Origin of the sequence: Alicyclobacillus sp. SP_1 (assembly GCF_024706985.1) — a bacterium.
Classification (GTDB): domain Bacteria; phylum Bacillota; class Bacilli; order Alicyclobacillales; family Alicyclobacillaceae; genus Alicyclobacillus_I.
Window position 1 is genome coordinate 43,726 of the sequence record NZ_JAMCCX010000094.1, and the last position, 25,749, is coordinate 69,474.

The 25,749-nt window shown below is 52.7% G+C and carries 27 protein-coding genes, 1 tRNA gene and 1 pseudogene; 6 read left to right on the top strand and 23 right to left on the bottom strand.

The genetic code is table 11. The annotated features are described in order from the left end of the window. Nucleotides 1–86 precede the first annotated feature (86 nt). Both M4I36_RS15770 and M4I36_RS15775 read left to right on the top strand, forming a co-directional pair. Complete coding sequence (locus tag M4I36_RS15770) at nucleotides 87–305, top strand: hypothetical protein (RefSeq protein WP_258112715.1); 219 nt, start codon at nucleotides 87–89, stop codon at nucleotides 303–305. A gap of 685 nt (nucleotides 306–990) precedes the next feature. Next, nucleotides 991–1,230: an AbrB/MazE/SpoVT family DNA-binding domain-containing protein gene (locus tag M4I36_RS15775; protein WP_258112716.1), complete on the top strand. Its 240-nt coding sequence runs from the start codon at nucleotides 991–993 to the stop codon at nucleotides 1,228–1,230. Nucleotides 1,231–1,298: 68 nt separating this feature from the next. Here the strand turns inward: M4I36_RS15775 and rsmI are convergent, their stop codons facing one another. The 8 genes and pseudogenes from rsmI to M4I36_RS15815 all read right to left on the bottom strand — a co-directional run bounded on the left by rsmI (nucleotide 1,299) and on the right by M4I36_RS15815 (nucleotide 7,054). Continuing rightward, complete coding sequence (gene rsmI, locus M4I36_RS15780; RefSeq protein ID WP_258112717.1) at nucleotides 1,299–2,258, bottom strand: 16S rRNA (cytidine(1402)-2'-O)-methyltransferase; 960 nt, start codon at nucleotides 2,256–2,258, stop codon at nucleotides 1,299–1,301. A 48-nt stretch (nucleotides 2,259–2,306) separates the two neighbouring features. Next, a complete protein-coding gene (locus tag M4I36_RS15785; RefSeq protein ID WP_258112718.1) occupies nucleotides 2,307–2,609 on the bottom strand; it encodes an initiation-control protein YabA in 303 nt (100 codons plus the stop codon). Nucleotides 2,610–2,647: 38 nt separating this feature from the next. Continuing rightward, a pseudogene (locus M4I36_RS15790) lies at nucleotides 2,648–3,286 on the bottom strand (PSP1 domain-containing protein); the annotation flags it as partial. Then, the gene (locus tag M4I36_RS15795) at nucleotides 3,279–4,280 is read right to left on the bottom strand and encodes a hypothetical protein (protein WP_258112719.1); all 1,002 of its coding nucleotides are present in this window, start codon (nucleotides 4,278–4,280) and stop codon (nucleotides 3,279–3,281) included. The pseudogene M4I36_RS15790 and the gene M4I36_RS15795, both read right to left, overlap by 8 nt. A 53-nt stretch (nucleotides 4,281–4,333) precedes the next feature. After that, a complete protein-coding gene (locus M4I36_RS15800) occupies nucleotides 4,334–4,663 on the bottom strand; it encodes a cyclic-di-AMP receptor (RefSeq protein ID WP_258112720.1) in 330 nt (109 codons plus the stop codon). Next, a complete protein-coding gene (tmk, locus tag M4I36_RS15805; protein ID WP_258112721.1) occupies nucleotides 4,660–5,301 on the bottom strand; it encodes a dTMP kinase in 642 nt (213 codons plus the stop codon). The genes M4I36_RS15800 and tmk overlap by 4 nt, the downstream gene beginning before the upstream one ends. 63 nt (nucleotides 5,302–5,364) lie before the next feature. Continuing rightward, entirely contained in the window at nucleotides 5,365–6,795 is a 1,431-nt protein-coding gene (locus M4I36_RS15810; RefSeq protein ID WP_258112722.1) for an aminotransferase class I/II-fold pyridoxal phosphate-dependent enzyme, read from the bottom strand. 70 nt (nucleotides 6,796–6,865) lie between these two features. Continuing rightward, nucleotides 6,866–7,054 carry a sigma factor G inhibitor Gin gene (locus tag M4I36_RS15815; protein WP_258112723.1) on the bottom strand — a complete coding sequence of 63 codons (189 nt, stop codon included), beginning with the start codon at nucleotides 7,052–7,054 and terminating at the stop codon, nucleotides 6,866–6,868. A gap of 265 nt (nucleotides 7,055–7,319) precedes the next feature. Between M4I36_RS15815 and M4I36_RS15820 the strand changes: the two genes are divergently transcribed. Next, nucleotides 7,320–8,975: a putative polysaccharide biosynthesis protein gene (locus tag M4I36_RS15820; RefSeq protein WP_258112724.1), complete on the top strand. Its 1,656-nt coding sequence runs from the start codon at nucleotides 7,320–7,322 to the stop codon at nucleotides 8,973–8,975. Between the two features lie 31 nt (nucleotides 8,976–9,006). Here the strand turns inward: M4I36_RS15820 and M4I36_RS15825 are convergent, their stop codons facing one another. The 9 genes from M4I36_RS15825 to M4I36_RS15865 form a co-directional block, all read right to left on the bottom strand. After that, nucleotides 9,007–9,279 carry a pro-sigmaK processing inhibitor BofA family protein gene (locus M4I36_RS15825; RefSeq protein WP_258112725.1) on the bottom strand — a complete coding sequence of 91 codons (273 nt, stop codon included), beginning with the start codon at nucleotides 9,277–9,279 and terminating at the stop codon, nucleotides 9,007–9,009. A gap of 51 nt (nucleotides 9,280–9,330) precedes the next feature. Next, the gene (locus tag M4I36_RS15830) at nucleotides 9,331–9,636 is read right to left on the bottom strand and encodes a DUF2508 family protein (protein ID WP_258112726.1); all 306 of its coding nucleotides are present in this window, start codon (nucleotides 9,634–9,636) and stop codon (nucleotides 9,331–9,333) included. Nucleotides 9,637–9,851: 215 nt separating this feature from the next. Further along, a complete protein-coding gene (recR, locus tag M4I36_RS15835; protein ID WP_258112727.1) occupies nucleotides 9,852–10,457 on the bottom strand; it encodes a recombination mediator RecR in 606 nt (201 codons plus the stop codon). 3 nt (nucleotides 10,458–10,460) lie between these two features. Next, a complete protein-coding gene (locus tag M4I36_RS15840) occupies nucleotides 10,461–10,772 on the bottom strand; it encodes a YbaB/EbfC family nucleoid-associated protein (protein ID WP_258112728.1) in 312 nt (103 codons plus the stop codon). Nucleotides 10,773–10,778: 6 nt separating this feature from the next. After that, nucleotides 10,779–12,482: a DNA polymerase III subunit gamma/tau gene (dnaX, locus tag M4I36_RS15845; protein ID WP_258112729.1), complete on the bottom strand. Its 1,704-nt coding sequence runs from the start codon at nucleotides 12,480–12,482 to the stop codon at nucleotides 10,779–10,781. A 54-nt stretch (nucleotides 12,483–12,536) separates the two neighbouring features. Continuing rightward, entirely contained in the window at nucleotides 12,537–13,640 is a 1,104-nt protein-coding gene (locus tag M4I36_RS15850) for a two-component system sensor histidine kinase NtrB (protein WP_258112730.1), read from the bottom strand. Between the two features lie 376 nt (nucleotides 13,641–14,016). Then, a tRNA-Ser gene (locus M4I36_RS15855) sits at nucleotides 14,017–14,106 on the bottom strand. Next, nucleotides 14,093–14,608, bottom strand: a complete 516-nt coding sequence (gene tadA, locus M4I36_RS15860; RefSeq protein ID WP_258112731.1) for a tRNA adenosine(34) deaminase TadA — start codon at nucleotides 14,606–14,608, stop codon at nucleotides 14,093–14,095. The genes M4I36_RS15855 and tadA overlap by 14 nt, the downstream gene beginning before the upstream one ends. After that, on the bottom strand, nucleotides 14,605–14,880 hold the full coding sequence (locus M4I36_RS15865) for a late competence development ComFB family protein (RefSeq protein WP_258112732.1): 276 nt from the start codon (nucleotides 14,878–14,880) through the stop codon (nucleotides 14,605–14,607). Before M4I36_RS15865 ends, tadA begins: the two co-directional genes overlap by 4 nt. 79 nt (nucleotides 14,881–14,959) lie before the next feature. Here M4I36_RS15865 and M4I36_RS15870 point away from each other — a divergent pair, with 79 nt between their 5' ends. Next, nucleotides 14,960–15,820, top strand: coding sequence for a YheC/YheD family protein (locus M4I36_RS15870; RefSeq protein WP_258112733.1), 861 nt, complete (start codon nucleotides 14,960–14,962; stop codon nucleotides 15,818–15,820). Here M4I36_RS15870 and M4I36_RS15875 read toward each other — a convergent pair. After that, on the bottom strand, nucleotides 15,766–16,299 hold the full coding sequence (locus M4I36_RS15875) for a PaaI family thioesterase (RefSeq protein WP_258112734.1): 534 nt from the start codon (nucleotides 16,297–16,299) through the stop codon (nucleotides 15,766–15,768). The genes M4I36_RS15870 and M4I36_RS15875 overlap by 55 nt on opposite strands. 268 nt (nucleotides 16,300–16,567) lie before the next feature. On the opposite strand from M4I36_RS15875, the gene M4I36_RS15880 reads away from it, so the two are divergent. Beyond that, a complete protein-coding gene (locus tag M4I36_RS15880; RefSeq protein WP_258112735.1) occupies nucleotides 16,568–18,709 on the top strand; it encodes a WD40/YVTN/BNR-like repeat-containing protein in 2,142 nt (713 codons plus the stop codon). Nucleotides 18,710–18,825: 116 nt separating this feature from the next. After that, on the top strand, nucleotides 18,826–20,673 hold the full coding sequence (gene asnB / locus M4I36_RS15885; RefSeq protein WP_258112736.1) for an asparagine synthase (glutamine-hydrolyzing): 1,848 nt from the start codon (nucleotides 18,826–18,828) through the stop codon (nucleotides 20,671–20,673). A gap of 17 nt (nucleotides 20,674–20,690) precedes the next feature. Here asnB and mtnB read toward each other — a convergent pair whose 3' ends face one another. The 5 genes from mtnB to M4I36_RS15910 form a co-directional block, all read right to left on the bottom strand. Then, a complete protein-coding gene (gene mtnB / locus M4I36_RS15890) occupies nucleotides 20,691–21,302 on the bottom strand; it encodes a methylthioribulose 1-phosphate dehydratase (RefSeq protein WP_258112737.1) in 612 nt (203 codons plus the stop codon). Then, nucleotides 21,292–21,969 (bottom strand): MtnX-like HAD-IB family phosphatase, encoded by a 678-nt coding sequence (locus tag M4I36_RS15895; protein ID WP_258112738.1) that lies wholly within the window; start codon nucleotides 21,967–21,969, stop codon nucleotides 21,292–21,294. The genes mtnB and M4I36_RS15895 overlap by 11 nt, the downstream gene beginning before the upstream one ends. Then, a complete protein-coding gene (locus M4I36_RS15900; protein WP_258112739.1) occupies nucleotides 21,966–23,177 on the bottom strand; it encodes a 2,3-diketo-5-methylthiopentyl-1-phosphate enolase in 1,212 nt (403 codons plus the stop codon). Before M4I36_RS15900 ends, M4I36_RS15895 begins: the two co-directional genes overlap by 4 nt. A gap of 177 nt (nucleotides 23,178–23,354) precedes the next feature. Continuing rightward, complete coding sequence (locus tag M4I36_RS15905) at nucleotides 23,355–24,455, bottom strand: TDT family transporter (RefSeq protein WP_258112740.1); 1,101 nt, start codon at nucleotides 24,453–24,455, stop codon at nucleotides 23,355–23,357. Between the two features lie 162 nt (nucleotides 24,456–24,617). After that, nucleotides 24,618–25,553 (bottom strand): alpha/beta hydrolase, encoded by a 936-nt coding sequence (locus M4I36_RS15910; protein WP_258112741.1) that lies wholly within the window; start codon nucleotides 25,551–25,553, stop codon nucleotides 24,618–24,620. Between the last annotated feature and the right edge of the window lie 196 nt (nucleotides 25,554–25,749).

Here is a 25,749-nt window from a genome sequence, read left to right on the forward strand (position 1 = left end):
ATTTTCCCCTTCAAAATTCGTTATAATCTAGTATATTCTTCTTCTGCAGAAAGGGGCCTCTATATCGTGAGGTTGGGTTCAAGACGATGAGCAGAATGCCTAGTCCGGAGACGATACAGGCAATCGTTCGCACACTGTCCAGTGAGTACCTTCTCGAATTAAGACGAAGCCTGCTGAGGTCTATTAAAGAAGAGCCCATGGCTCGTTTTCCTCGGCCACAGGCGATTGCCATGTTCCCTTTTTTAGAGAGTGAACTGGAGAGTCGTGGTGCCCTGGAAAATTTAGAAGATGATTTTGATGACTAGACTCGGTGACGCATTTTGACCAGCGCCTTCGCCAGCAACACGCGAAATTCGCCCATCGATGACCTCTTGTGCCTCTTTGGACAACCACAGCAATGGACACTCACATCCGAATCCCAACTGACGACAAAACTTGTTTTGCACGTGTCACAATGACCCACCGACTCTTCCCTCAGAACCAGAAGAACGGTGGGTGATTTGTGGACGAATGCCTCACTACGAATCATTGCCATTGCACTCAGCACACTTTGATACCGAAGTAATCCCCGTGCAGTGCACGGACCTACGTAGCCATACAAGGCGAAGGTACCGAGCAGAGGACACTAAAACGAAAACACACGGTTTCCAGATAGAGTTGCACACGGAATCAATCGTCCAATATCATGATCCATATATAGAAATATATGGTCTTTCAAAAAACCCTTACATAACCATTAAATGCGCATCGTGATCTAAGTCACGTTTTTATTGGTGATTGTGAACAATTTTAGATGCTTTCTCTTTTTTCTCAGCACAACAACTGTAAGGTCTTGCAAAAAACCTGAGATAAGGTATAGTAAAGTCAATTCAAGTTATTGCGCGGAGTAGAAAGACATCCCTAGCTGGGAATCGCGTGTGATTTGAAGTAAAGCAAAAGACATCATGGGTTACAGGAGAAGAAAAAAATTACACACAGGGGATGATACGCATGAAATCAACAGGCATTGTTCGCAAGGTGGATGAGTTAGGTCGAGTCGTCATTCCAATTGAGTTGCGCCGAACACTGGGTATTGGAGAAAAGGACGCCCTCGAGATTTACGTCGACGGAGACCGCATTATTTTGAAAAAATACGAACCTGCTTGCATTTTCTGCGGACAGGCTGACGAGATTATTCACTTCAAAGGCAAAAACATCTGCCCTTCTTGCATTGCAGAAATGCAAGCGTAAGAACGCACAGTAGATTGGGCCAGACCGACGTCTGGCCCATTTTTCATATCCGTTTCTTGGTTGCCCCGTCACTCAGGTTGCGACTTCTCATCGCCATCTTGGGCTGGTGACATGAAATCCTGCATAGTTTGCGTGTGCGTTGCGTCAAGTGCTGCTCTATACAGTACTTTTCGACTCATCGCATACTGCTTCGCTGCTAGCGCAGTGGCATCGCGCATGGAGAGTCCACCTGCTAGCATGCGCAACACTTCCTGCAACGCGAAATCAGCCCGCGCCTGCCCTTCCTGTTCTACCTGTGTCCGACTCTCCTCGTCGACGAACGGCGCAACGTCCGCAGTGTTCAACACAATCGCGTATTCGCCGCGGATGTCCTCAGATTCAAACTCTTTTAACAACTCTTCTGAACTCCCACGCCAAACGGTCTCGTGCCGTTTCGTCAATTCCTTGCAAATCGACATGGACCGTCCCGGAAATACCTGCGCGATAGCTCGGAGCGTTGCCAGGAGTCGGTGAGGTGCTTCATAAAACACCACAGTCCCGTCATACATTTCATAGCTTCGCAATTCGTCCATCGCGGTAGCCGTTGATTTGGACAAAAAGCCATGGAATGCAAAGCGCTTCATAGGCAGGCCACTGATGATGAGAGCGGCCAACACAGCACTTGCTCCGGGAATGGGAACAACCGGAACGTTGGATGCGTGAGCTGCGGCAATCGCCACATCCCCAGGGTCTGAGACGCAGGGGGTGCCTGCGTCCGTGACCAGTGCGACCACTCCACCCCGCATCCACGTCTCCTGCAAAACGGGAACTTGACGAGTGGCGTTGTGTTCATGAAAGGAAATCAGTGATTTGGCGCGAATCTCGTAACGGGTCAGCAACTTTCTCGTTTGCCTGGTATCCTCTGCGGCTACCACATCCGCCTCTGCCAACGTCCTGAGCAGGCGGTGCGTCACGTCCTCCAAATTGCCAATCGGGGTACTACAAATATAGAGTTTGGCGCCTTCCTTAGAAAAACTTTGCAATCTCACGAAAGTGACGCGTCCTTTCGAAAACCGTGTCTCGGACAACCCTCTTCGTCAAGTCAATCCCAAAAACGACATACAGAAGAGGCACTCTCCATCGGTTCGCAAACTGCCATAATGCACGTGGCAAATGTGAAAGCCATCTTCGTAAATTCGCTTCAAATTCCGATGAGTTTCCGAGGAGTCCCCACTCACCGATGGGTCGCTTTGCAACAACCGCTCCTGCTCCCGCTGCAAGCGCTGATTTTCCTCTATTAAAACGAGAATTTGTTGCTTGAGCGACCCAAGTTCCACATAGAGTTCCCCTATCCGTTCTTCCATGTTGGCCACCTGAACAAACAGCGATGCTTTATCCATCGTTACGCTCCCGCAACCTAGACCGTGATGCCCTGGTCCTGATAAGAATCATTTTCGAACTTCAGACAGCACATCAGGCGACCACAGAGACCGGATATTTTCGAAGGATTGAGGGACAGGCTCTGGTCTTTTGCCATACGGATTGAAACCGGATCGAACTCACCCATCCACGTACTGCAGCACAACAACCGTCCGCACGGTCCAATTCCGCCAAGAATTTTGGCTTCATCACGCACCCCAATTTGACGCAATTCAATCCGGACGCGAAAGACGCTTGCCAAATCTTTCACTAACTGACGAAAATCCACGCGACCTTCGGCCGTAAAATAGAAAATGAGTTTATTGCGGTCAAAGGTGAATTCCGCATCCACCAACTTCATGTCGAGCTCATGCTGCAAAACTTTTTCGCGAAAAATGGCCATCGCTTCCCGCGCTTTCAACTCATTGTTGGCAACCGTCTCAGCATCCATTTCTCGGGCCTGGCGCAATACCGGCTTCAGCGGCAAGACGACTTCCGCCTCACTGACTTCCCGCCGCTCCACCACCACTTGCCCGTACTCGAGACCGCGAGCTGTTTCGACGATGACGTGCGACCCTTTATGGAGTTCGAAATTTCCTGGCTCAAAATAATATATTTTGCCCGCTGGCTTGAACCGCACGCCGACAATGCTATACACTTTCTCTCACCTCGCAGAGACGGATGCACATCCGCTCAAGATTTAGTTGGGGCACCACGTGTGCCCGGTGCCGCGTGAGTGTCTCTTGCACGATGTCCGCCGCACGCAACCAGACACTGAGAGGAAGCTTGTCTGTCGCTTGAAACTGCATCAGCAACGAGGGACTGCGCAACCGACGGTTGTCACCCACGGTCACATGAATCATGTCCCGCAACACCGCGAGAAGAACATGTAGTCCATCCGCGACATGAGCCGCAGAAAATATTCGGAGAAAGTCATCTGCCAAATTCAAAACGCGCGTCGGCTGTCGCACCCACGCCTGAACCCATTGTAGCACTCGGTCAAAATAAGCGATAATTAAATCCGTGGCATCTGTTCCAGATGTCTCCCCCGTCGTGGACGGAACCTCCGCAGACAACGCGGTCAGAGACCTCGCCACTGCAGCATCTTCAAATGCCAAGGACTCTCGATGTTGCATGGGATAGACAAAACAGCGCGACAAGAGCGTACCCATCACAGCACTCGAGGACCTCGCAGTCATAAGCGCCAGCACATTGGAGAGCGGTTCTTCCAAGCCCTTCAGCAATCGATTGCCCGCCACTGGCGTTATTTCGTCAAGATGCTGTAAGATATACACTCTATTTCCGCCATAATGTGATTTTCGGCTCAACCACGTCTGCAAAACCTCAATATCCGCTGTCTTCACTGGCCCGGTCTGCTGTTCCCCGACCCGATGAAAATCGGGATGTACTCCTGCCCGATACTGCCGACACGACTCACATTCCCCGCAGGGTGGCACAGCTCCAGTGCAGAGCAGGCCTTCGGCAAAGAGGCCTGCAAATTGAGACGTTAAATCTGTGGGTCCTGTCAGAAGTATCGCGTGCGGTAGGGTATTCTCTTGGAGCGCCCGAGCCAAACCTTCCAAAGCAGGGTACGTGTGAGCCCACTCGGTCAAGAAGGCCTGCAGACGCAGTTCACTTCCCTGTTCATCCACAGATTTCAACCCATCCTCAGGAAATATGCGCATATCTCTTTCGCCGTTCGCCGTCAAAACTGAAGAAACTGCTCTACATCCAACACAAAGAGCGTCGCGCCGCCCACTTGGACAGACACTGGATATGGAATGTAAGACTCCAATTGACTCCCCATAGGCGACATCGGCGTAACGACCTGCTCGCGTGCCCGACAACTCGACCGAATAATTTCCTGAATTTCGTCTACTTTATCGTCACTCGTACCAATGATAAACGTGGTGTTACCCGCATGCAAAAAGCCACCGGTGGAAGCCAACTTCGTCGCGCGGATACCCGCTTGAATCAAATTGTGGGCCAGTCTCGGACTGTCTTTGTCCTGCACCACTGCAACAATCATCTTCATGAAAATCGCGCCCCCTTCCCTAAATGTATAGAATTCGCGACCGTCTCCCAAATGTCCTGCTCCAACTCATCTGCCGAACGCGTGGCATCGAGTACGACCACACGCTCAGGATTGTCTTTCGCCAAGCGCAGAAACGCAGCACGCACGCGCTCGAAAAAAGCAACGCTTCGCTGTTCAATCCGATCCGCCGGCGCTCTTCCGCGCCCCGCCGCCGTGCGCAATTTCGACGTTTCCACAGGGAGATCGAACAAAAATGTCAAGTCTGGCAGCACTCCTTGAATCGCAAGTTCGTTCATCTCGCGAACTCGCTCCTCGCCAATCCCTAGACCCGCCCCTTGATAAGCAACCGATGCATCCACGTAACGATCGCAGACCACATGCCGTCCCTCGGCAAGCGCTTTGAGAATTACAGTTTCGACCAGTTGTGCCCGCGAAGCTGCATAAAGATACGCCTCAGCAATGGACGTCCAATCTGCGTCTTCGCGCAGCAACCACTCTCGAATGAGATTGCCGCCATCGGTTCCGCCTGGTTCCCGAGTGACAACGACTGCCCCCCCGGCCTTCTCCATGCGGCTGACCAACCTCGATATCTGCGTACTTTTGCCCGCACCGTCGAGCCCCTCAAACGTGATGAACATCACGGCAACCTCCTTGGCTTGGCCCCCGCCTCGCGCCTCGCCTACTCATTTTGTCCATCCATGTCAGTCAGCCAAGATACTCAATTCCAGTCCGGCCTGCCCGACTCTGCTACCAACCGGAATTCTGTCCAGTTCTGCAAGACAGATGAGCGCCTCCACGTGTCCCGGTTCAATGCGCTCACCTGGCAAAAGAATGGGGACACCCGGCGGGTAGGGCACGACCACGCGCGCCGCCAACTGACCCATCGCTTGGCGGGCCCTGCACCAGCGACGCTTCGTATGAGTGAGCGCGGCCGGCTTGCCGACGACCAAATTCACATGCCTTTCGGACACAAATCGAAGCGCATCCAGCAACTTCGCATCTCGCTGGTCGTTGGCTGGGCGCCAGACATCCAGAACCGCGCCAAGACGCTCCAACTCCCTCACACGAACGCTGTAGGGAAAGAGAAACAGCGCCCCGGACGGATCGACATACTCTACAAAAATTCCCTCGGCCTCCAACAACCTCTCCAGATGTAAGGCTGCAGCGGCGTTTCCTATGGGCCACCAGCGCCTGAGTCCGTCCATGCGCTCCGCATCACGAGACAAGCCATGCATCTCGTCAAACAACCCGAGGGTGGCAACGGCTCGCGATGCGATGACCGCTCCCTCGGTGCGCAACCAAGCCTGTGCGACGTCGAGCGAAGCTAAAAGCAGATAAGACGGACTCGTGGTGGTGAAGCGCAGCAATGCGTCTTCAACCGCCTCTTCCTCCACGCGCCGACCACTGACGTGGAGCCATGCAGTTTGACCCAATGCAGGCAAAGTTTTATGAACGCTCTGCACAACCAAATCTGCACCGTGAGAGACACTGTGCGGCGGCAACGACGAACAGAGGCCAAAATGCGGGCCATGAGCCTCGTCGACAATCAACGGACAGTCGAACTCGTGAGCTAGTTGGACCCAGTCTGCGACAGGCGCCACAATGCCTGCATAGACTGGCGACGTGATGACCACTGCCGCAATATCGGTATACCCCGCAAGCGCAACGCGCACAGAATCGACCGGGGGATGCAGCGCAAGCAAGCTTTCGCGGTCAAACCGTGAAGGGAACACCAGCGGCGTGGCTCCCGCCATTTCCACTCCGCGCCATACACTCCAATGAAATGGACCAACAAGGACCACTTTCTGTCTGCCCGGACGAACGACTGCATAGATACTAGCCATGATACACGCGCTCGATCCGTTGACCGAAAAGAAACACCGTCCGGACCCATAGTGTGTGGCTGCCAGTTGTTCCGATTCGGCAATGCACTCGGTCGCATGGTGCAAGTTGTCGAGTCCGGGCAGCTCCGTCATATCAAGACGGGCTGCCGGACCTAGCCAATCGGCAAACAAAGGCGGCAAATCGCGCCCGAGGTGATGTCCGGGAACGTGCAGAGGCTGGCGATTTTTCTGACTAAGCCGGATGAGGGCCTGTAAAATTGGAGTTTCCTCCAGTGATAAAATCCCCATGGATACTCCCTTAGAAAGACAAATTGTACATTCACGGTCATCATAACCTGCACGGCAAGAATCGCAAAGTCTAAGATAGCGCCGAAATCCAAATTTTCTTCATGCACTCTACATAAAGCGGATACTCCGGATCGTCCACCGAGGTGTGAACAATGGCTTGCTCGCAATCGATGCAGATAAACTCCCCACAAATTCGAATACCCTCCGGCTTGATGGAGTGGCAGACAATGCATTCCGTCGTATCCGTCCATTGCTGCACCAGACCGCACCACCCTTTCGCTGTTCAAGTCAATGGACACAAAGAATCCGGCGTGCCATCTCCTTTCTATCAGTCTGTCTAGTTTCGCAGTCTTCCATACGTCCTCTTCCACTAGTTTGACCATGGAGACGAGACGTTTTACACAAGCATCGGTTCGAGACAGTATCTTCATCTCCTGCTCCCAGTTCTACACGCTATGACCCTCAGGCAAGATTGGTTCAACAGTCGGAAATCGATTTGCTATAATGCAGTGACGGATTTGGAGGTGGACCTGACGAAAGCACCCAATGTTGCCCGTGGCGCATCCATCATGGTACTCTGCGTCGCTTTGGCGAAATTTCTTGGAATCATTTGGGTTGTTCCAGTCACCGCCTTGATTGGACAGGAAGGCCTCGGACTGTATTCCAATGCATACGCAGTGTTTACCATCTTTCAACAACTTGCTTTATCCGGATTCCCGTTGGCCATGAGCAAGCTCATCTCCGAGAGGATTGCCCACGAACGATTTGCAGAAGCTGAACAAATATACCAAGTCGCGATGCGGACCATCGTGCCTTTGGGTCTCTTGGCGTTCCTACTCATGTGGTTTGGTGCACCGTTATACAGCTATTTGACAGCCGTGGGCGACCCGACAGAAGCCGCCCGACTCCTAGTGCCGTCGTTTCACACTCTGGCGCTGGCACTCTTGTTCATCCCATTTATCAGTGGTTTTCGCGGCTATATGCAAGGATTTCAACAATTGGAGGCACCCGCTTACTCGCAGGCCATTGAGCAGATTTTTCGCGTAGTCGCGATGGTTGTTGGGGCGTATTTCGTCATCCGCGTGGAACATCGTTCCGTTGCTGCAGGCAGTGCGGCAGCAACGCTCGGCGCGGCGGTTGGAGCCGCCGCTGGCGCCCTCCTCCTAGCTTTCGCCATTATTCCCTTAAGGCGAGAATACCGCGTGTCCGTCCACGACTCACCGCTCCGTTATAGACAAGCTTTGCGGGTTCTCTATCAAGTAGCTCTGCCCATCTCGCTCGGTGGTCTAGTGGTGCCGATTTCCAATTTAGCTGACAGCTTTACCGTCCAAAACTTGTTGATGGCTGCCGGTCAAACTTACAAAGAAGCCACCGCCGGATATGGAATTTTAACGCGACAAGCGCTTTATCTGATTCAATTGCCGCTGTCTTTCGCCTACGCGATTGGCATTTCGGTGCTGCCCGCAATCTCAGCAGCGACAGCCAAAGGTGACCACAAGACACTTCAGCGCACCGTTCGATCGACCGTGCGCGGCATGTTCTTAATTAGCTTTCCAGCAGCAGCCGTACTCCTCATCTTGGCTCGTCCAATTTCCTCGAGTCTATACGGTAATTACGATGGAGCTCCGATTATTTCCGCAGTGTCATTTATGGCTATTTTTTCTAGCCTGGAGCTGATATCGACTTACATCCTGCAAGGTCTGGGGAAATTTTATCGCCCTGTGCGCAATATGTTTCTCGGGGTGGGCGTGAAGGTCGTGTTAAACGTGGTTCTCATCCTCAGCTTGCACAGTGTCATGGGGGCTGCCATTGCCACGACCATCGGATACATCTGTTCATCGGCACTCAATGTGCTGGCTGTGAAGAAATATGGAAATGTAAAAATGTCTCTTGGTCGTTACGCTCTCCGTTTTGCCACTCCGACCGTCGGTCTCTTGGCCGTTCTCTGGCTGTCGAAGACTGGAGTTCGCTGGTTCTTGAGCGAGTTGCTCGTACATTCGGTGCGGTTTGAGAATGTTACGGTTCTTATCATATCTGTGCTGGTAGGTGCCTGGTCTTACGTTTATTTCATTCTCAAGTTAGGCATTGTACGGGAAAAAGAACTGGAATCCCTGCCGGGCATTGGTCGCCGCCTGGCCAGCATTTCGCGGCGATTCTTTCCAGAAGTCTCTGCAAAATAGATCCGCGACAACTGGCCGTCCTTCGGTGCGTTCAAACGGGAAAGACCCACAATTTGAGGGCTATCAAGGCGGCTAGTCCAGGTATACCGAGAAAACCCGCGGTGAGGGCCGTGGCCGGATTAAACGGAAGGTGAAAATGAACGTAACTTCCAGCCCAGTTGATTACAAAAATTGACACACATCCAAAGACGACGGTCTTTACCAACATCCACATACCGCGCAGCGGGCTACGAAAAAATTGTGCCACAATAAGCAAAGCGAGAACGCCGCCACCAACCCACAACAAGATGGATTCCAATCTCATCCCTTACACCCCCTGTTCGCTTGCCAGCGACAGAATACCGTCCGCACTGCACTAATCTTCCTCAGCCCATTCAAAGCGAACACCAGACACAGACACCCCATACACTCGCGCCTGTTGAAGCAAATAGCGGAAGTGTTGTTCTGCCGCATCGAGACGGAACACCATGTGGTCAACCAAACGGGGGTCGCTCACTTCGTTAAATTGACGTTCGGCGTTGACCAAGTCGCGGTGAGAGTCGACAATCTCGCGAAACAGGCGCTCGCCGTCCAAAGTGCGAACCGTCGGTTCGTCAACTTGGGCTGCGGCTGTCTGACTTTTGCTAGGCTTGGAAGACTGGCGCAAACGAGGAGTTCTCAACAACAACGACCTCCCTTGTCTCGAATACTAGAGTATAGACAAGGGCGGCTTGGAATAGACCAGGGATTTCTGACTCAAGAAGCTCATAAAAGAATAAAAAACCTCAATCCCAGCAAAACGGCCAGGTCGAGGTGATGTGTGGCTTGAAAGATTTTTAAGTGCTATGAAACCATGCAAAAGTGGCCCAGATCAAAAAGGTGACGTGTTCCCGAGACTCAAAGCATTCGCCGTCCCTCGAGAGATTTGGCCAAGGTCACTTCGTCCGCATATTCCAAATCTCCACCTACTGGCAGACCGCGCGCAATGCGCGTCACGCGCACTTCAAATGGCTTGAGCAATTTCGACAAGTACATCGCCGTTGCTTCACCTTCGACGGTCGGATTGGTAGCGAGAATAATTTCCTCAACGGCACAGTCATTTTCCGCAATTCGCTCGAGCAACGGGCGAATTCTCAAATCATTCGGGCCAATTCCCTCCATCGGGGAAATCGCCCCGTGCAAGACGTGATAGTGGCCATGGTATTCGTGAGTGCGCTCCATGGCCATGACGTCTTTCGCATCTTGGACCACGCACAGTAAACGTGCATCACGCCGAGCATCCGAGCAGATGGAGCAAGGCGACCTCTCAGTGATGTTGCAGCACGTTGTGCATTCTGTCAGTTTGGTCTTGACATCATTCAACGCTGTAGCAAACGATTGGACGCTCTCGCTCGACATAGTCATGCAGTGAAACGCCAAACGGGCCGCCGTTTTCGGTCCAATTCCGGGCAGTTTCATGAATTCTTCCATCAATCGGTTGATTGGCTCTGGATATCCCCACATGCTTTAAAATAATCCTGGCATGTTCATGCCGCGCGTGTATTTTCCCATCTCTGCTTCCGACATTTCTTCTGCTTTTTGAAATGCATCTTGAATCGCCACCATGACCAAATCTTGGAGCATTTCAATCTCTTCAGGATTGACAACGTCCGGCAATATGGTAACAGACTCTACCTTCTTGTGCCCATTCATAACCACTGTCACAGCCCCGCCACCGGATGTCCCCGTCACCGTGCGGGCGCCTAGGGCTTCCTGTGCTTTAAGTAAGTCTTCCTGCATTTTCTTCGCTTGCTTCATCAACTGGTTCATGTTCTTCAACTCACGTCACTCCTCTGACGAATACTCCACCAAGTCTTTTCCAAACAGCGTCTCAACCGCATGAATCCACTCTTCTCCCCCATGCCGATCCTCCAAGCTCGTCGAGGTGGCCGAAGCGGAGGATGTCGACCAGTCATCCCAGTCTACTTGCAACAGCGCCAAAATGCTCATGGGCTGCCCCAAAACTTCTTCCAGCGCCGCCTCAATCGTACTTCGCTCGTCTGGTTTCATGACTGCATCTCGGTGAATCTTACTGGCAAACACGAATACCACCTGCGTAGTGGTCGCCAGAACAGGCTGTCCATACATCAGCCATGCATGCGTCTGGATGCGCCGCTGCCGCACTTCTGTCAAGAGACTTTCCCACTGTGCCTGAATCCGCTGCAAGGTACCAAGATCTGCGGCCTGGTGCAATTGGTCGAGAACTTCCTGCTTTCGATTCTTCGTTCCCATTGGAGCGCGCGCGGAGCGGTGCGCAGGCACGTCTGATGGAGCGGATGTCGAGACCTTCCGTTCGGCCGATCCCGCTCCCGCAGCTCCAACCGAACTCGCGCGCGCTTGGATGGCCGCTTCATTCGTCTTCTTGACAGCATCCATCGTCTTGACCGGCGCCACTGAAACTTTAGGCATGAGTTGCTCCCGGGCAATATCCAAAAAAGCCGTTTCCAACAACAAGCGAGGCTGTTCTGCGAAACGCAGTCCCGTATATGCATCGTTGAGCTTGGACAGAGCGTTCAGCACCCACTCCGTGCGAACGGCGGCCGCCAACGGTTCATACGGCAGAAATGTTGGCGGTAATTGCTGTCCCTGCTCCACGGTCAATTTGGCGATGAGGACATCGCGAAGCGCTTTGAGAATGTCTGCAACGATACGCGCTGCATCTTTCCCCGCTTCATAAAATTCTCCGAGCGTGTCCATGACTTCCAAAAGTTGTCCTTCGTGCAGACACTTTAGCAACGACATTTTTTTGGCAGGCTGTATGCCTCCCACGACCATGGCCACAACATTCGCATCCACATGAGCTTGCCCGTACGCAACGCACTGTTCCAAAAGTGACAGCGCATCCCGAAGACCTCCGTCAGCAATATCTGCCAACTGCCACAAAGCCTCTTCTGAGACTTCCCAGCCTTCCTCAGAAGCAATTGAGTGCATGCGCTCGACCATTGCACTCGGTTCGATGCGACGAAAGTCAAATCGTTGGCAACGTGACGCAATGGTTCCAGGTATTTTGTGCGGTTCGGTGGTTGCCAACACAAACAAGGCATGCTGTGGGGGCTCTTCCAACGTCTTGAGAAGCGCATTGAAAGCCTCTGAGGTCAACATGTGAACTTCATCAATAATGTAAACTTTCCGTTGTAGACTTGTGGGGGCGTAGTTCACTTTTTCCCGCAATGTCCGAATTTCATCCACGCCGCGATTAGACGCTGCGTCAATTTCTTCGACATCTACGTTCGATCCGTCCATAATCGTCCGACACGCTTGGCACTGATTGCACGGCTCCACACCGTCTGGCGAGAGGCAGTTGACGGCCTTAGACAATACTTTCGCTGCACTAGTCTTGCCTGTTCCGCGCGGTCCCGTGAACAGGTACGCATGGGCAACGTGACCCGATTGCAGCGCATTCTGAAGTGTGGTGCGAACATGCGCCTGTCCGACGATATCCTCGAAGCGTTGCGGCCTTCTTGTCCGATAGAGCGCCTGATAGCCCATGCCTAACTGCCCCCTCCTCGTGACTAAGGTATCACAGGGAAGAGTCAAGGACAATCAGCAAAGTCCAGACGGTCGTTGCGGGATTCGAGGCACACCATCGGAGACGGGCAGGCGAACAGAGAAGGTACAGCCAAAGCCTTTCGATGATACGCGGATGTCTCCGCCATGGTCCGCCACAATTCTCTGGCAGATAGGCAGCCCCAGCCCAGTACCCTTCTCTTTGGTGGTATAAAACGCATCAAAAATCTTATCCATTTGATAATACGGAATGCCCGGACCCGTATCGGCCACCAAAATCTCGCAGTAAGAGTCTGTACGGCGCAAAGAGATGGTCAACTGGCCTCCAGCGTCCATCGCTTCCATCGCATTTTCGGCCAGATGTTGGATGACACGACGAATCATTCGCACATCCACAAACAACCGCGCATGGTAATCGACATTCCAACGACAGTCAATTCCGCGAATTTCCGCCTCCAGTTCAATCGCGGACTGCAACGCTTGAATCAAATCAAGAGCAGTGCACGTCTCTGCGACGACTTTGCGCGGACGCGCGAGAAGGAGCAGTTCTTCCACCAACTCGTCCACTCTCTCGACTTCCATCAGCATCATCCGAGCGACGCTCTTGTCATCAGTATCTCCAGCACGAGCCGACCTCCGCTCCATCACTTGCAAAAAACCTTTAATGGTAGTAAGTGGGTTGCGCACTTCATGTGCAATGCCCGCCGCAACCTTCCCAATGACCGCAAGCTTTTCATCTCTCTGCATCTTCTGGTCGAGAACCCCAAAGTTCCCCAAGTCTTTCATTGTGACGTAAATGCCGAGGAACTTGCCGGATGCATCGTGTTCCGGAAACGAGTCCACCAACAAGTGCAAAAGCTCCCCATGCTGCTCCCAGGTAACAATGACATCCCGATAGGCACGGCGCTCACGAATCATTTCCGCGAGTAGGTGGTATTCTTCCGAGTCCGAGTGCAGACAGCGGCTAAGTGCAACGGGCGGAGCGAGTATCTCTGCATGGTCGAACAAACGACATGCCGCAACGTTATAGAAAACCAACTCTTCGCGCAGCGAGATGAACAGGACCGCCGCGTTGAGAAGATGTAAGGAAGGCGGAGGAACATCTGAAAACGGTTGTTTTGAGGCGGCCAAATAGGTCATGAAATAGCCTCCATCCAAAGTGAAAGTCCTTCTCTGAATGGACTATTAACCACGACCATGAGACATTCCTTCCACCAGACAAAAAGACAAGGATTTCGACACTGTGTGACACCTGTTCGCACATCGGACTCGTTCATAAGCGACGAATGTCTGCGCAAAAAAAGAGCCACATGCTTTCACCAAAAGCCGAACCAGGTACCCCTACATCACCCAGAAGGTCTCCCTTAGTGCTGCTTCCGTCAGGATCTGACACGGTTCGTGAGTTTCCGTCGCGTAGGACCCGGCTCAGCCTTTGGTGAAAAAATGCGGCTTAGACACTCATGCTTTTCGTAAAAAAGAAGCAGGGACAAGACGGGCAAACTTCGCCCGTCCGTGATGGCGGAGAGAGTGGGATTCGAACCCACGAGACCCTTACAGGCCTACTCGCTTTCGAGGCGAGCTCTTTCGACCACTCAGACATCTCTCCGCGGTCGCATCGTTTGACGAACTTCCTGAAAGAAGTTCTTCAGTACTATACCACACTCCTCCGCCAAAATGCCACCAGTGACAGCTGGATGATGGTTCCACCCGGGCGATTGATAGAGCTGAACTTGTGAGACGATGGCACCACCCTTGGTATCGACCGCACCATAGTACAAATGGTCAATCCGCGCCTGCAAAATCGCCCCAGCGCACATTGCGCAAGGCTCGAGCGTGACGTACATCTGACAATCAAACAGGCGCCACCCACCTCTTCGCAGAGCCGCCTGCCGCAATGCAATGAGTTCTGCGTGCGCAGTGGGGTCTCGCCACGTCTCTCGAAAGTTATGTGCACGACTGAGCACTTCATCGCCCTGCATGACCACTGCTCCAATGGGCACCTCGCCGAGTCTGGCGCCGCGCATGGCCTCCTCAAGCGCAAGGCGCATCCCAAATTCGGGAGACCACTCGGCCTCTCGGTCGGATTCCAAGTCAGTCCATACGGTCACTTCGATGTACCCTGATGGCGTGGATTCTGCTGAACTTTGGTCAGGGCCACCGCGAGCTCTCGGACAATGTCCATTTGCAATTGGGAATTCATGTACTGTGCTTTGACATAAGCTTGTCCTCGGTCGGTCGAAACGTACCGAGAAGGCAGCTGATTGAGTGCGATGGCCATAATGTCATCGCGACACTGCTCACACGCGCACGGCATTCTCGACTCCCACTCATGTTCCTCCAGCGTATGACGAACCAACAATTCTGTCACATTAACCAACATAACCAAGCCCCCCCAGCCGCGCCAATATCCGTCGTCCCATGCATAAGATGCGAAGAGTCTTGTTGAAGGAGGAGTACCGATGGAAAACGGTCATCTTGACGAACAGCGAAAATTTATAGACAAATGGCAGATGCATATTCTACTTTCTCGGCACACAGTACCCGACCTTCACCTGCCATACACTGCACTTTGGAGCAAAGAGGCATTGCACTCCTTCTGTGAACACTATCGTTGTCTATACATTAAGCCGACAGACACGTGGGGCGGCCAGGCCATCGCGCGCATCCAACAGGTGCAAGGGCATTGGATTGTAAAATCGCCCTCTGATGAACCCATCCTCTTGTCTTCAGTTGAAGAAATTTGGAATGTGTTGAATCCACGCTATCAAACCAAGACCATTATACAGCAGTGTGCACCGGTCGCTTCCTGGATGGGTCGACCGCTCGACATCCGCGCACTGCTCCAGCGAGACGAGTCCGACCGATGGATTTGGAGTGGTATGTTGGTACGAATCGGCGGTGAAAACAGTGTTGTCTCGAACGTTCAAGTAAGTTTTGGGAATGTTCAACCGCCCAATCAAATATTACCACACATTCTTAAAAGTCGCGCTCTCTATCCGCAAGTCGTCGAAAAAATTCAAACTATCTCATATGCTCTCTGCTCCAAATTGGACGAAATCCACTTTTTTGAGGAAGTCGGTATCGACTATGGCGTCGGCAGGCACGGCGACCTCTGGCTCTTTGAGGTCAATACCAACGATGCGCTCGGTGGACCAAGTCACGAACTGTTCGCACAGTTGCAGGACAGGCGCCTCTATGACGAAATCGAAGCACGCTGGCGGAGTCGACAAATGAATGTCGCTCGAGAACTGTGGAAAGACCTGTTTCATTCGGCCGAAGCGGACAACACTTCCGATGCGTCTTCTTTGGGTGACTTGTGACGCTGTTTATAAAAGTGAGCCATCGCCATCGCCACCACCTCGCCATCCTCGTTGTAGGCAGTCGTATGGAAGACGATGATCGTCTTACTGTTTTGTACGACTTCTACGGCCGCTCGGATTTGTCCAGGCAGTCCAGGTTTGATGAAATCGACGTGAATATTAAGCGTGAACGCACGTTCGACTGTCGTGTCAATCAGGAATGCCGTCTCCGCCATCGCCGTGTCCAAAAAAGCGGTCATCAGTCCCCCGTGTAAAATGCCATAGCGATTGAGCAGCTCATCCGCGACGGTCATCTCAAATTCATATTGTCCATCTTCCAACTTACCAAGAGAACGGAATTTCATAATGGCCTGAATAAATGCCAGCGGTTTATGATAGGTTGCTTTTTTTGCTCGCACCAGACCAAGCACATGATGAAGCTCGTCTTCGGGCAGATGTTCTAGTTCCGACAACAGTTGGGACATGATGTTCGAATTCACAAGCGTTCTCCTCTCGCATCGGCGCAGGCCAGCCACTCGTCTATCCGTGCGACACACTTCTTCTTTGCCGTCATTTCGGACATGAGAAATCAGCAGACTGCCGCACTCTACTCCCCCATTCTACCGCAATGTCTTTAGGGTTCGTCAGAGCACATTCTCACATCGAACCGCTATGGCAAAGCGAACAGTTTGTCACATTCCAACCGCTCACTCCGTCTGATTTTACACGAGACTTCATTTGGCTGAGAAAAGAGGAGGGAGCGGGCACATGAAACGATTTCTCCGTTGGGCATGTCCAATTATGGCGATGAGCCTCCTCGTCAGCGCTTGTGCCACTGCCCCACAATACTCAGAACACGTCAATACCTTAGAAAATGCATCGCCTGTCCAGAATCAGCCGTTGCACTTCCATTCATCATTACTGCAGCCTCTGCATAAGACAGCAACCATCGAAGGTTTACCGATGCATCCATCTCCCGCCGTAACTCAGTTGGACTTTGTCACTCGCGCCGTCGGCTTTGCCATCAACGACAGAGGGGGATTAGAGGAATCTGTGGACGGCGGGCGGCACTTTCGCTTGCAAAACAAGATGCCCGGTCTGCCATTGCAATCTCTGTCGGCAGTCGGCTCCAAAACACTCTTTGCCGTGGCATCCACTGCAGACGAACAAAGCAGCCCCTCCGTCGCACAAAAGCTCTTATACAGCGAGGATAGCGGCGTCCATTGGACGACGCTCGCCAGCGTCAAGGAAAAGGCCAGTCCCACCGCTTTTCAAGTTCAACCTACCCTTCAAATCGTTTCGTCTGACCGTGGTTTTGCAACTTTCGCCGGCGAACTCTTGACGGGCCATCCCGTCAAGAGTCACTGGCACTCCATTGCCATTCCACACCATTGGGCCGTTTTGTCATCTTATTTTTTCAATGACCGTCAAGGCGTCATTCTCGCCACCCCGCGACTGCAAAAGAACCAGCCTCTCAGGAAAGTCAGCCTCTATCGAACAACCGATGGTGGACATGACTGGACATACATGCGCGCGTTTGGACGCTCAGCACACACGCTGGACAACGTCTTTCTTTGCGGCACCCCCAACGGTCAAGTTTGGGTACTCTTCCAAAGTCTCTACTCGATGTCTCTATGGATAGCGCACTCATCCGACGGAGGCATCGATTTTTCTCTACAAAAAGCACCATCCGTCGGTGCTATTCACCATGTCATACCCTCGACCGTGGACGTCACGTCGGCCGTAGCAGGAGCCCATGGACGTCTCTATATCACGACTGCGTCGGCACAGTCGGCTGGAGGAATTGCCGTCCTCAGCCAAGGCGGAAAGCAAGTGCTGTCTTCCGACGGATGGCGTTCCGGCTGGGAGATGACGGATATTGACAGGGTTGGAGTGCACGACTGGATGGCTACCGGAAACACCTTGCTAGGTGAGTCTCTCATCCTTCACGCGACCCATGCCACTGGCCCTTGGCAACAGCTTTCCCCGGCCATGACTCCAACTCGACAAATCGACTTTATCTCCGCAAATGTGGGTTTTGGGCTCGGTAACGCCATGGACCCGAATGCACTTTTGTCGACCGCCAACGGTGGTCAGACGTGGTCCGTCGTGACCACTTCAAGCGGTCCATATGCTCGTCAACCGTTTCATAAGATCGACACCGTCCGCTTCCTATCCCGCCAAATCGGTTGGATGGAAGTAGACACATGGACAGAGTCCAACAGAACGCCCAGCGTCTCCCTCTGGATGACACACACCGGAGGCGTGTCGTGGCAGCCCATATCGATGCAAATACTCCCTCATGCCATGCAACAAGAAGCGCAATCGGGTAACCTGTTATTTCTTCACAATGCACTCGAAGTTTTCTCTAAAAATCGGCTACTCCTTCAGATTGGCGGATTTCCGACGTATGAATTTCGCTTCAGCGACAACGGCGGGAAAACGACACATGCCTTCTTCACTGGCCGCAAAGCTCCAGCCAGTTGGGCGAGTGTCTCGTTTCCGCAGCCAGAAAACGGCTACCTGCTCACTACGACCAACCGGGACAACCTGCCGCGGGCTCAGCTGTATCAAATTCGGCCCAAAATGACTGCTACTCGGCTATATCGTTGGAAAAACGATGTTGCTGGAGAAGGACTGTCTTTCCCTCAGCCACAAATCGGATATGCTTTGCTCGCCAAACACCCCTTCTCCGAGCACCCGCTCTTTCTCTTGGAACGCACGACAGACGGCGGGCGCACGTGGTCAGTGGAAACGTTCCCGCCGACTGTGACATTCCCTCCCATTGCAAATCGAAATCATCCGGAGCTCCAGTTTATCAATCAAATGGACGGCTGGATTTTAACCAGCGACGGTATTTGGCGAACGACAGATGGCGGTATTCATTGGACTTTTCTAGGCGGTGCATAAGGTTAAGGACCCTCCGCGCACGCCCTTCTGTCCAACTGCATAGTGTGTCGAAGGGCCCATGGGCCAATGCACAGCCAGTCCGTTCGGCGTCTCAGAACGATGGGGGGAATTCACACGTGTGTGGAATTGCAGGTTGGGTGAACTGGTCGCGCGACTTATCGCACGAGGAAACTACCGTGCGCCCGATGGGAGAATCGCTCGCCGCGCGCGGCCCCGATGCCGCAGGCGTCTGGCTCAGTGAGCACTGTGCGTTTGCACATCGTCGACTCATCGTGGTCGATCCGGTCGGTGGCGCACAACCTATGACTCGCCGCTTCGGCGACCGCACCTTCTGCCTCGTCTACAACGGGGAACTCTACAATACAGACAGTCTGCGGCGTGATTTGATAGAGCGTGGATACGCGTTTCATTCTTACTCCGACACGGAGGTGGTCCTCGTCGCCTACGCGGCTTACGGACCAGCCGCCGTAGAACGTTTCAACGGCATTTTCGCTTTCGCCATCTGGGACCAGCAGGAGCAAACACTCTTTCTGGCCCGGGACCGGCTTGGCGTGAAGCCGCTCTTCTACAGTCCTGTCGATGGCGGCTGGTTGTTTGGTTCCGAAATAAAAGCCATTTTGGCCCATCCGCAAGCCTCCCACCAAGTCGATGCGGAAGGCCTCGCCGAAATCCTCGCCGTGGGTCCGGCGCGGACACCCGGACACGGCATTTTTCGCCACATTCATGAGCTTCGGGCAGGTCACACGGCGAGGATTTCGAAGTCAGGTTGTGCCCTCCATCCCTACTGGAAGCTCACAAGTTACGAGCACACGGAGGACGAAGAGACGACCGCACGCACGGTTCACGACCTAATGGTCGACACGGTCGAGCGGCAACTCGTCTCCGACGTACCAGTGGCCACTTTTCTTTCTGGCGGTCTTGACTCATCAGTGGTCTCTGCCATTGCCGCTCGGTATTTTCAGCGGGAAGGAAAGTCGCCTCTGCACACCTTTTCGATTGAATTCGCAAATATGGACCAGTTTTTTCAGGCCAATGAATTCCAGAAAAGTTTGGACGGCCCCTGGGCCCGCAAGGTAGCAGATTTTCTGTCCACGGTGCATCACTCCGAGATCTTCGATACGCCAGACCTTGCTAAGTACCTTCTTCTCACGTTGCCCGCACGCGACTTGCCTGGTATGGCAGACATCGACACTTCGCTCTTTTTGTTCTGCGAGCGGATCAAACAAAAGTTTACGGTCGCCCTGTCTGGTGAATCTGCAGATGAAGTATTCGGAGGGTATCCATGGTTTCATCGCCCGGAGTCACTACAGGCCAAAACTTTCCCCTGGGCGCTTCGGACGGCAGATAGAATGAGCATTCTTCATCCAGACACAATCGCCAAAACCCGACCTTACGAATACGTACAGAGCCGATATGCCGATGCGCTCGCCGAAGTGCCCCGATTGCCGGGAGAATCTGCCGAAGAAGCGCGCATTCGAGAAATCTCCTATCTCTCCATCACCCGCTTTTTACCTACTCTGTTGGACCGAAAAGACCGGATGAGTATGGGCACAGGGTTGGAGGTGCGCGTACCATTTTGCGACCACCGTTTGGTCGAATACGTGTTCAACATACCTTGGCATCAAAAGACGGCAGGGAATCAAGTGAAAGGCATTCTTCGCAAAGCTATGAAAGGTTATCTGCCGGACGACGCACTGGAGCGCAAAAAGAGCCCGTACCCTTCGACTCCACATCCCGACTACGTGGACTTAGTGAGGACCTCATTTCAAGACCGCATGTCGCAGCCTGACTCGCCGTTGCGCCCGCTCTTGAATATGGAAGCCATCTCCGACTGGGTGCAAGCAAGCTATCAAAAGTCAGAGCATCGACCATGGTTTGGTCAAATTATGGCCATTCCACAGATGTTTCACTATCTTATGGAAGTGGATGACTGGCTTCGCACGTATCGCGTGGAACTCGTTTGACCACACTTAGCACCGCTCTATCGGTAACGAGAGCGCCACAAATATTCGAATAGAAACTCCATCGCTTCGAGATGACGCCGCGCTGCGCCCGGCGTCTCTCCGAACGCGTAAATACCGTGGCGCACCACCAATACCCCCGGGCAATCTGCAGATGCAGCCGCATGGACCGCTTGTGCCAGTTGATGCAAGTCTGCGTGATTCGGCACAATTGGGACGCGAAGCACTGCGTCTTCCTGCCAGTGGCCGAGCGCTTTCAACAGCTCGTGCTGTCGAAACTCCACATATCCTTCGGACTCGCACAAATTCGACATCAGATTGTTGAACAGGGTATGCACGTGAATCACAGACCCGCAGTCCAACCTTTCATAGAGCTTCAAGTGAACCTCCGTCTCTGCAGATGGTACTCCTTCATCGGGGGACTCAACGCTCATGTGCTCGTCCACCACAATCACATCGGCTTCCTTCAAAGCCGTCTTATCCACGCCGCTTCGTGTCACCGCGAAGAAGAGCGAAGGACGGTTGGTGAGGCGTACGGACAAGTTGCCGCTGGTGGCTGGTAGCCAGCCCTTTCTCGAGCAGAATTCGGCCAATTCCAAAACTTGCTGTTTCGCGCGCACCCTATCCGACATATTGATGAACCTCCGCTTCCGAAGAACTCCATTCGCGAATGATGTCGTGGAACGTTTCAAAGGTGGTGTGCGAAATGCCTTCGTCCTTGAGTCGATCCGCTAAAATCCCCCGAGCAAAGACGTAATCAGCCAATCGAGCAGACTTGAGGTCGGTAATACCATCGCCGATGACCACCACCTTATATCCGGCAGCTCGGTTCTTGCGAAGAATCGCGGGCTTACAAAGGCCACACCCGCCGTTACATTCGTCATCGCACCCATAGGGCCAAACCACATCCAAAAATCCGTCGCGGGCACGCACGCGATTGCAGTATATGTCGATAAAAGAAGCTACTGGCATGAGGGCCGGACGAACAAAAAAGTCAAATCCGCCACTAACTACAGAAAATTTCCACGAATTTTTCATAGCGTAGTCAATAAGAGCAAAAACACCCGGCCTCAAAACCGTTCTCTCGCGCGCATAGCGCACCATATCCGGGTATTTGTCGGCAGGTATCAGGCGAAACATCTGCGTCACTCCGTCCCGCACCGTCATGTCTTGGCGTTGGATGGACTCAATCAAAGCACGACTTCCTTGTGGAGCAAACTCCAAGGATACAGCTGCCACCATATCGCGAATCGATATGGTGCCGTCAAAATCACACAAGATGGATACAGGCGCGTTCATCCTACCATACCCCATTTCGCAATGGCCCTGTGCAGGGGCTCGGACTGCAGAGCCGCGTCGGATAGCGATTGACCGTTTTCGAGCGCGTCTATGGCCGCTCGAAATGCCAATCCTCCCGCAGTTATTCCGTCGGGATGTCCATGAATCCCCCCGCCTGCTGCCAACAAAAAATCGCTTCCCAAATCACGATAAAGGTTCGGCAACATCCCTGGGTGCAATCCTGCAGACGGCGCTGGCATCACCGCACGATGCACCGCCGGACGCCGAAGAGCCTCAACAATCCTCGCACATTCGTCTTCGGCGAGCGTCACGCTACCGTAGCTCGACGGATATAACACAACGTCGGCACCCGCCATTCGCAGCAGGGAACCGAGCAGGATATGAGCAGAAATGCCTGTATCAACGGAAGCATACATGGCGCCCGAAACCGCAGGATGTGCAAAAATAGGGACGCATACATAACGGTCTTCAGCAATTTCCCGAAGCACGTCTAACCCGTAAGCAAATCCATTAAACAAGAGGGCGTCCGCTCCCAAATTGACGAGCCGTCTGGCACGAGCGAGCAAACCCGAGACAGGGCCCGAGAGATGGACTGCGTAGTGCGTGCGAACACCCGTATCTTCAAAGACTTCCATGGCCGCGCGCCGGAATGCTTGTACCCGCTGCTCTGGAGTCGCATTAGATTCATCAAAAAAAATCTCGTCGTCCTTTACAAAATCTACTTTACCAAGCGCTTGTGCTCTAAAGTTCTCCGTCAAATCCGCAAGAGATTGACCGATGCACGATTTAAAAATACTCATCACCAAAGGTCGAGAGGTAATACCCACCTGTTCTCGAAGGCCGAGAGACCCAAAGGACGGGCCTCGGAACTGACGCTGCAACTGCTCAGGAATGCTTAACTCAACGAGGCGAATGCGACCATCCATCGAGAGTTTCCCAAAAACTGTAGTGAGGATGGATGCTACAACAGGGGTAAAGTTGACAACAGGATACCCAATGGAGATTTCGGCGATAGCCAGTCCGTCTCCCAATCGACGCAAGACGGAGATGTGTTCCACTCGTCCTGCATGTTCCATCACTTGTGTCCGACGCAGTTCGGGAAGGTCTGTCCAACTGCCTACCGTGAGCCCAACAGCGATACCTTCCGCCAAAGAAGTGAGCTTGGCCTCCTGAGCCTCAACCCTATAAACCGCAACAACGTACTCCAACTTTGTATACCTCCCGTTGCCCTGTACGCGCATAGACCCCTCCTTCGCATTATAACGGAGTTCCCTCTAAATTTCTGCCAATTTTCACAATCTGGGCGAAGAAAGTACAAAGCGGATGGATAGGTCGCCATAGCGACTTATCCATCCGCTCCCGAAACGAATCGAGGTTGACTCTATTTACGCCACGCGCCGATGCGCAGACAATCTAGGCTTGCGCCAAGTAATTAAAGACCCGTCTATCACCCCGCGCAATGTCCGATAGAACACAATGGCAAAGCAGAACCACAGAATTCCAAGTTGCAAAACGCCAGCCACCTGAAAGAACACCGCATGCGTGAGGTGGGCAATGGCATACGTGCCAGTGGTGAAGCTACCAATGGGGAACACATAGCTCCACCAGCCGAGATTGAACGGAATTCCTTCACCATGTTTGCCCAAATGCATCAGAGTGTGCATGGACGATATGACAATCCACCATACTCCCACTCCCCACATGCTGATGGCAAAGAGCAGGCCCACAATATGCAACCCCGCTGCATAGGGCGCAAGAAGAGCAGGCATTTTAAAGGGTAGCGTGCTAAAGATAGCCATAGACATCCCAATGGGCCCAATTTCCACCCACAGACTCGGAACGACATCTCCGCTCAAACGGCGATGAAATACGAGTCGAGAATAGACCAATGCACTGACCATCAAGAAAAGGAAGAAGGTCATGCCGAACATCGCAATGATGACGAACAACACAGCCGCCTGCAGAGACGGACCACCCCACAGCGGAATGAGATTGGTTCCGGTCGCTGCTGCGACGATCGGCGGTACTACTGGAATCAGCCAACTTGCAAGCGCATCCTGAGGAGACACTTCATGTTTGGTAAACAGCAGGTAAGGAACGACAATCACAGTAAAAATGGAGACAGTCACACCTGCTACCCACAAGCCTTTGCTGATGTCGAAAGCGAGAGACGACGGAAGAAAGCGGGATCCGATAATAAAATAGGCGTTTCCGACCACATTGATACCCATCGCTAGAGCTCCGTAAAAGAGCGCTCTCGTCGGATGTGAGAAGTCAGCGAGAGCTTCGTCCGTATGCAGGATCCAACGGGCAGCCCACAAAGACAGTGCGACCACAAAGATGAGATTGACGAGAACAAAGAGAATTTCCCCCAAGCCGTGCTGGAAAGGAAAGTGCACTGGCGATGCATACGTCAATGCAGAAACGATGCCCACACCCATGACCGTAGTAAACCAGTTGACTCCAAATTGACGGGCAATTTTCAACGATATCACCTCGCGAAGAGTTGGTCCTGAACTGCCTCTATCATGCGCCGCGGTCTTAGATAAGTAAAATATTGATTATTGATAAGTTGTATAATAAATAATTATGATTGAGCCGCAGAGGGAGAATGTTTCTCCCTCTCTGTTCAAATCATCCTCTGCATCTTAACCGAGATGTCGTTTTAGTACGTGGGCAATCTCGACCAGTGCCTCCTTTGCAGGCGATAAAACAGAGTCCATGGAGAGAAATCCATGGATCATCCCCGGAAATCTCCGAACTTCTGCGACGACGCCTGCGCTCTGCAACTTCTCAGCATATGCCTCTCCCTCATCCCGAAGCGGGTCGTACTCTGCCGTCACAACGTAGGCGGGCGGCAAATGCGAGAAGTCTTTCGCCAACAAGGGCGATGCCATCGAATTTTTTGCGTCTTCAAGGTTTGGCAAGTAGTGATTTCGAAACCATATCATTGTATCGGCGTCGAGAAAATACCCATTCGCGTTCTCTCGTTTAGAAGCAGACTGCCCAACTAAATCGACCGACGGGTATAGAAGAAGTTGAAACACTGGAAGATGACCACCTCTGTCCCTCGACAGTTGGCAGACAACCGCAGACAGATTGCCACCTGCACTGTCTCCGCCAACCGCCGCCCGCGAGGCGTCCACATCAAGACGATTCGCGTGCTCCATGACCCATTGTGTTACGGCATAGCTTTCCTCAACCGGGTCAGGAAAAGGATACTCGGGTGCCAATCCATAGTCGACAGAGATGGTCACGCACCCTGCATGGTGAGTAAAACCACGGCATAAGTTGTCATATTGCTCGAGATCTCCGAATACCCATCCCCCGCCGTGGAAGAATATGAGGCAGGGGAATGGGCCTTCCCCCTTTGGATAATAGATGCGTATTGGCGTTTGTCGCTTAGCATAGACCGACCATACTTGGTCTTCTACACGTGCCACCGGGAGCCCGGGTACACGCATCATCTCGTAGGCGGCTGCTTGACCTTGCCGGACCTGCTCTGGTGTCAGGGAAGACATCGGCGGCAAATGTTGCTGTTGAATTTGTCGCAACATGGCTTCTACCTCTGGATGTAGCGGCACTGTTCTCCACCCTTTCGATACGCTATTTTGTTTCCAATGACCATTTTTCTCCAAAAAGTGATCAAAATCAAGTTTCTACAGACATCTTAGCGATTCATGGGGTCACGTAATGACGTGACTTCTCAGCCGAAAGACCGTATAATTTACGTGAAAAGATGGATGGAAAACGTTTTTCATAAGGAATAGACGCGCGTGA

What these genes read in the sequence shown, in the direction of transcription:
- M4I36_RS15770 (WP_258112715.1), top strand. Translation starts at nt 87, where the DNA reads ATGAGCAGAATGCCTAGTCCGGAGACGATACAGGCAATCGTTCGCACA.
- M4I36_RS15775 (WP_258112716.1), top strand. Translation starts at nt 991, where the DNA reads ATGAAATCAACAGGCATTGTTCGCAAGGTGGATGAGTTAGGTCGAGTC.
- M4I36_RS15785 (WP_258112718.1), bottom strand. Translation starts at nt 2,609, where the DNA reads ATGGATAAAGCATCGCTGTTTGTTCAGGTGGCCAACATGGAAGAACGG.
- M4I36_RS15800 (WP_258112720.1), bottom strand. Translation starts at nt 4,663, where the DNA reads ATGAAGATGATTGTTGCAGTGGTGCAGGACAAAGACAGTCCGAGACTG.
- tmk (WP_258112721.1), bottom strand. Translation starts at nt 5,301, where the DNA reads ATGTTCATCACGTTTGAGGGGCTCGACGGTGCGGGCAAAAGTACGCAG.
- M4I36_RS15810 (WP_258112722.1), bottom strand. Translation starts at nt 6,795, where the DNA reads ATGGGGATTTTATCACTGGAGGAAACTCCAATTTTACAGGCCCTCATC.
- M4I36_RS15825 (WP_258112725.1), bottom strand. Translation starts at nt 9,279, where the DNA reads ATGAGATTGGAATCCATCTTGTTGTGGGTTGGTGGCGGCGTTCTCGCT.
- recR (WP_258112727.1), bottom strand. Translation starts at nt 10,457, where the DNA reads ATGTGGGGATATCCAGAGCCAATCAACCGATTGATGGAAGAATTCATG.
- dnaX (WP_258112729.1), bottom strand. Translation starts at nt 12,482, where the DNA reads ATGGGCTATCAGGCGCTCTATCGGACAAGAAGGCCGCAACGCTTCGAG.
- M4I36_RS15850 (WP_258112730.1), bottom strand. Translation starts at nt 13,640, where the DNA reads ATGACCTATTTGGCCGCCTCAAAACAACCGTTTTCAGATGTTCCTCCG.
- M4I36_RS15865 (WP_258112732.1), bottom strand. Translation starts at nt 14,880, where the DNA reads ATGTTGGTTAATGTGACAGAATTGTTGGTTCGTCATACGCTGGAGGAA.
- M4I36_RS15870 (WP_258112733.1), top strand. Translation starts at nt 14,960, where the DNA reads ATGGAAAACGGTCATCTTGACGAACAGCGAAAATTTATAGACAAATGG.
- M4I36_RS15880 (WP_258112735.1), top strand. Translation starts at nt 16,568, where the DNA reads ATGAAACGATTTCTCCGTTGGGCATGTCCAATTATGGCGATGAGCCTC.
- mtnB (WP_258112737.1), bottom strand. Translation starts at nt 21,302, where the DNA reads ATGTCGGATAGGGTGCGCGCGAAACAGCAAGTTTTGGAATTGGCCGAA.
- M4I36_RS15895 (WP_258112738.1), bottom strand. Translation starts at nt 21,969, where the DNA reads ATGAACGCGCCTGTATCCATCTTGTGTGATTTTGACGGCACCATATCG.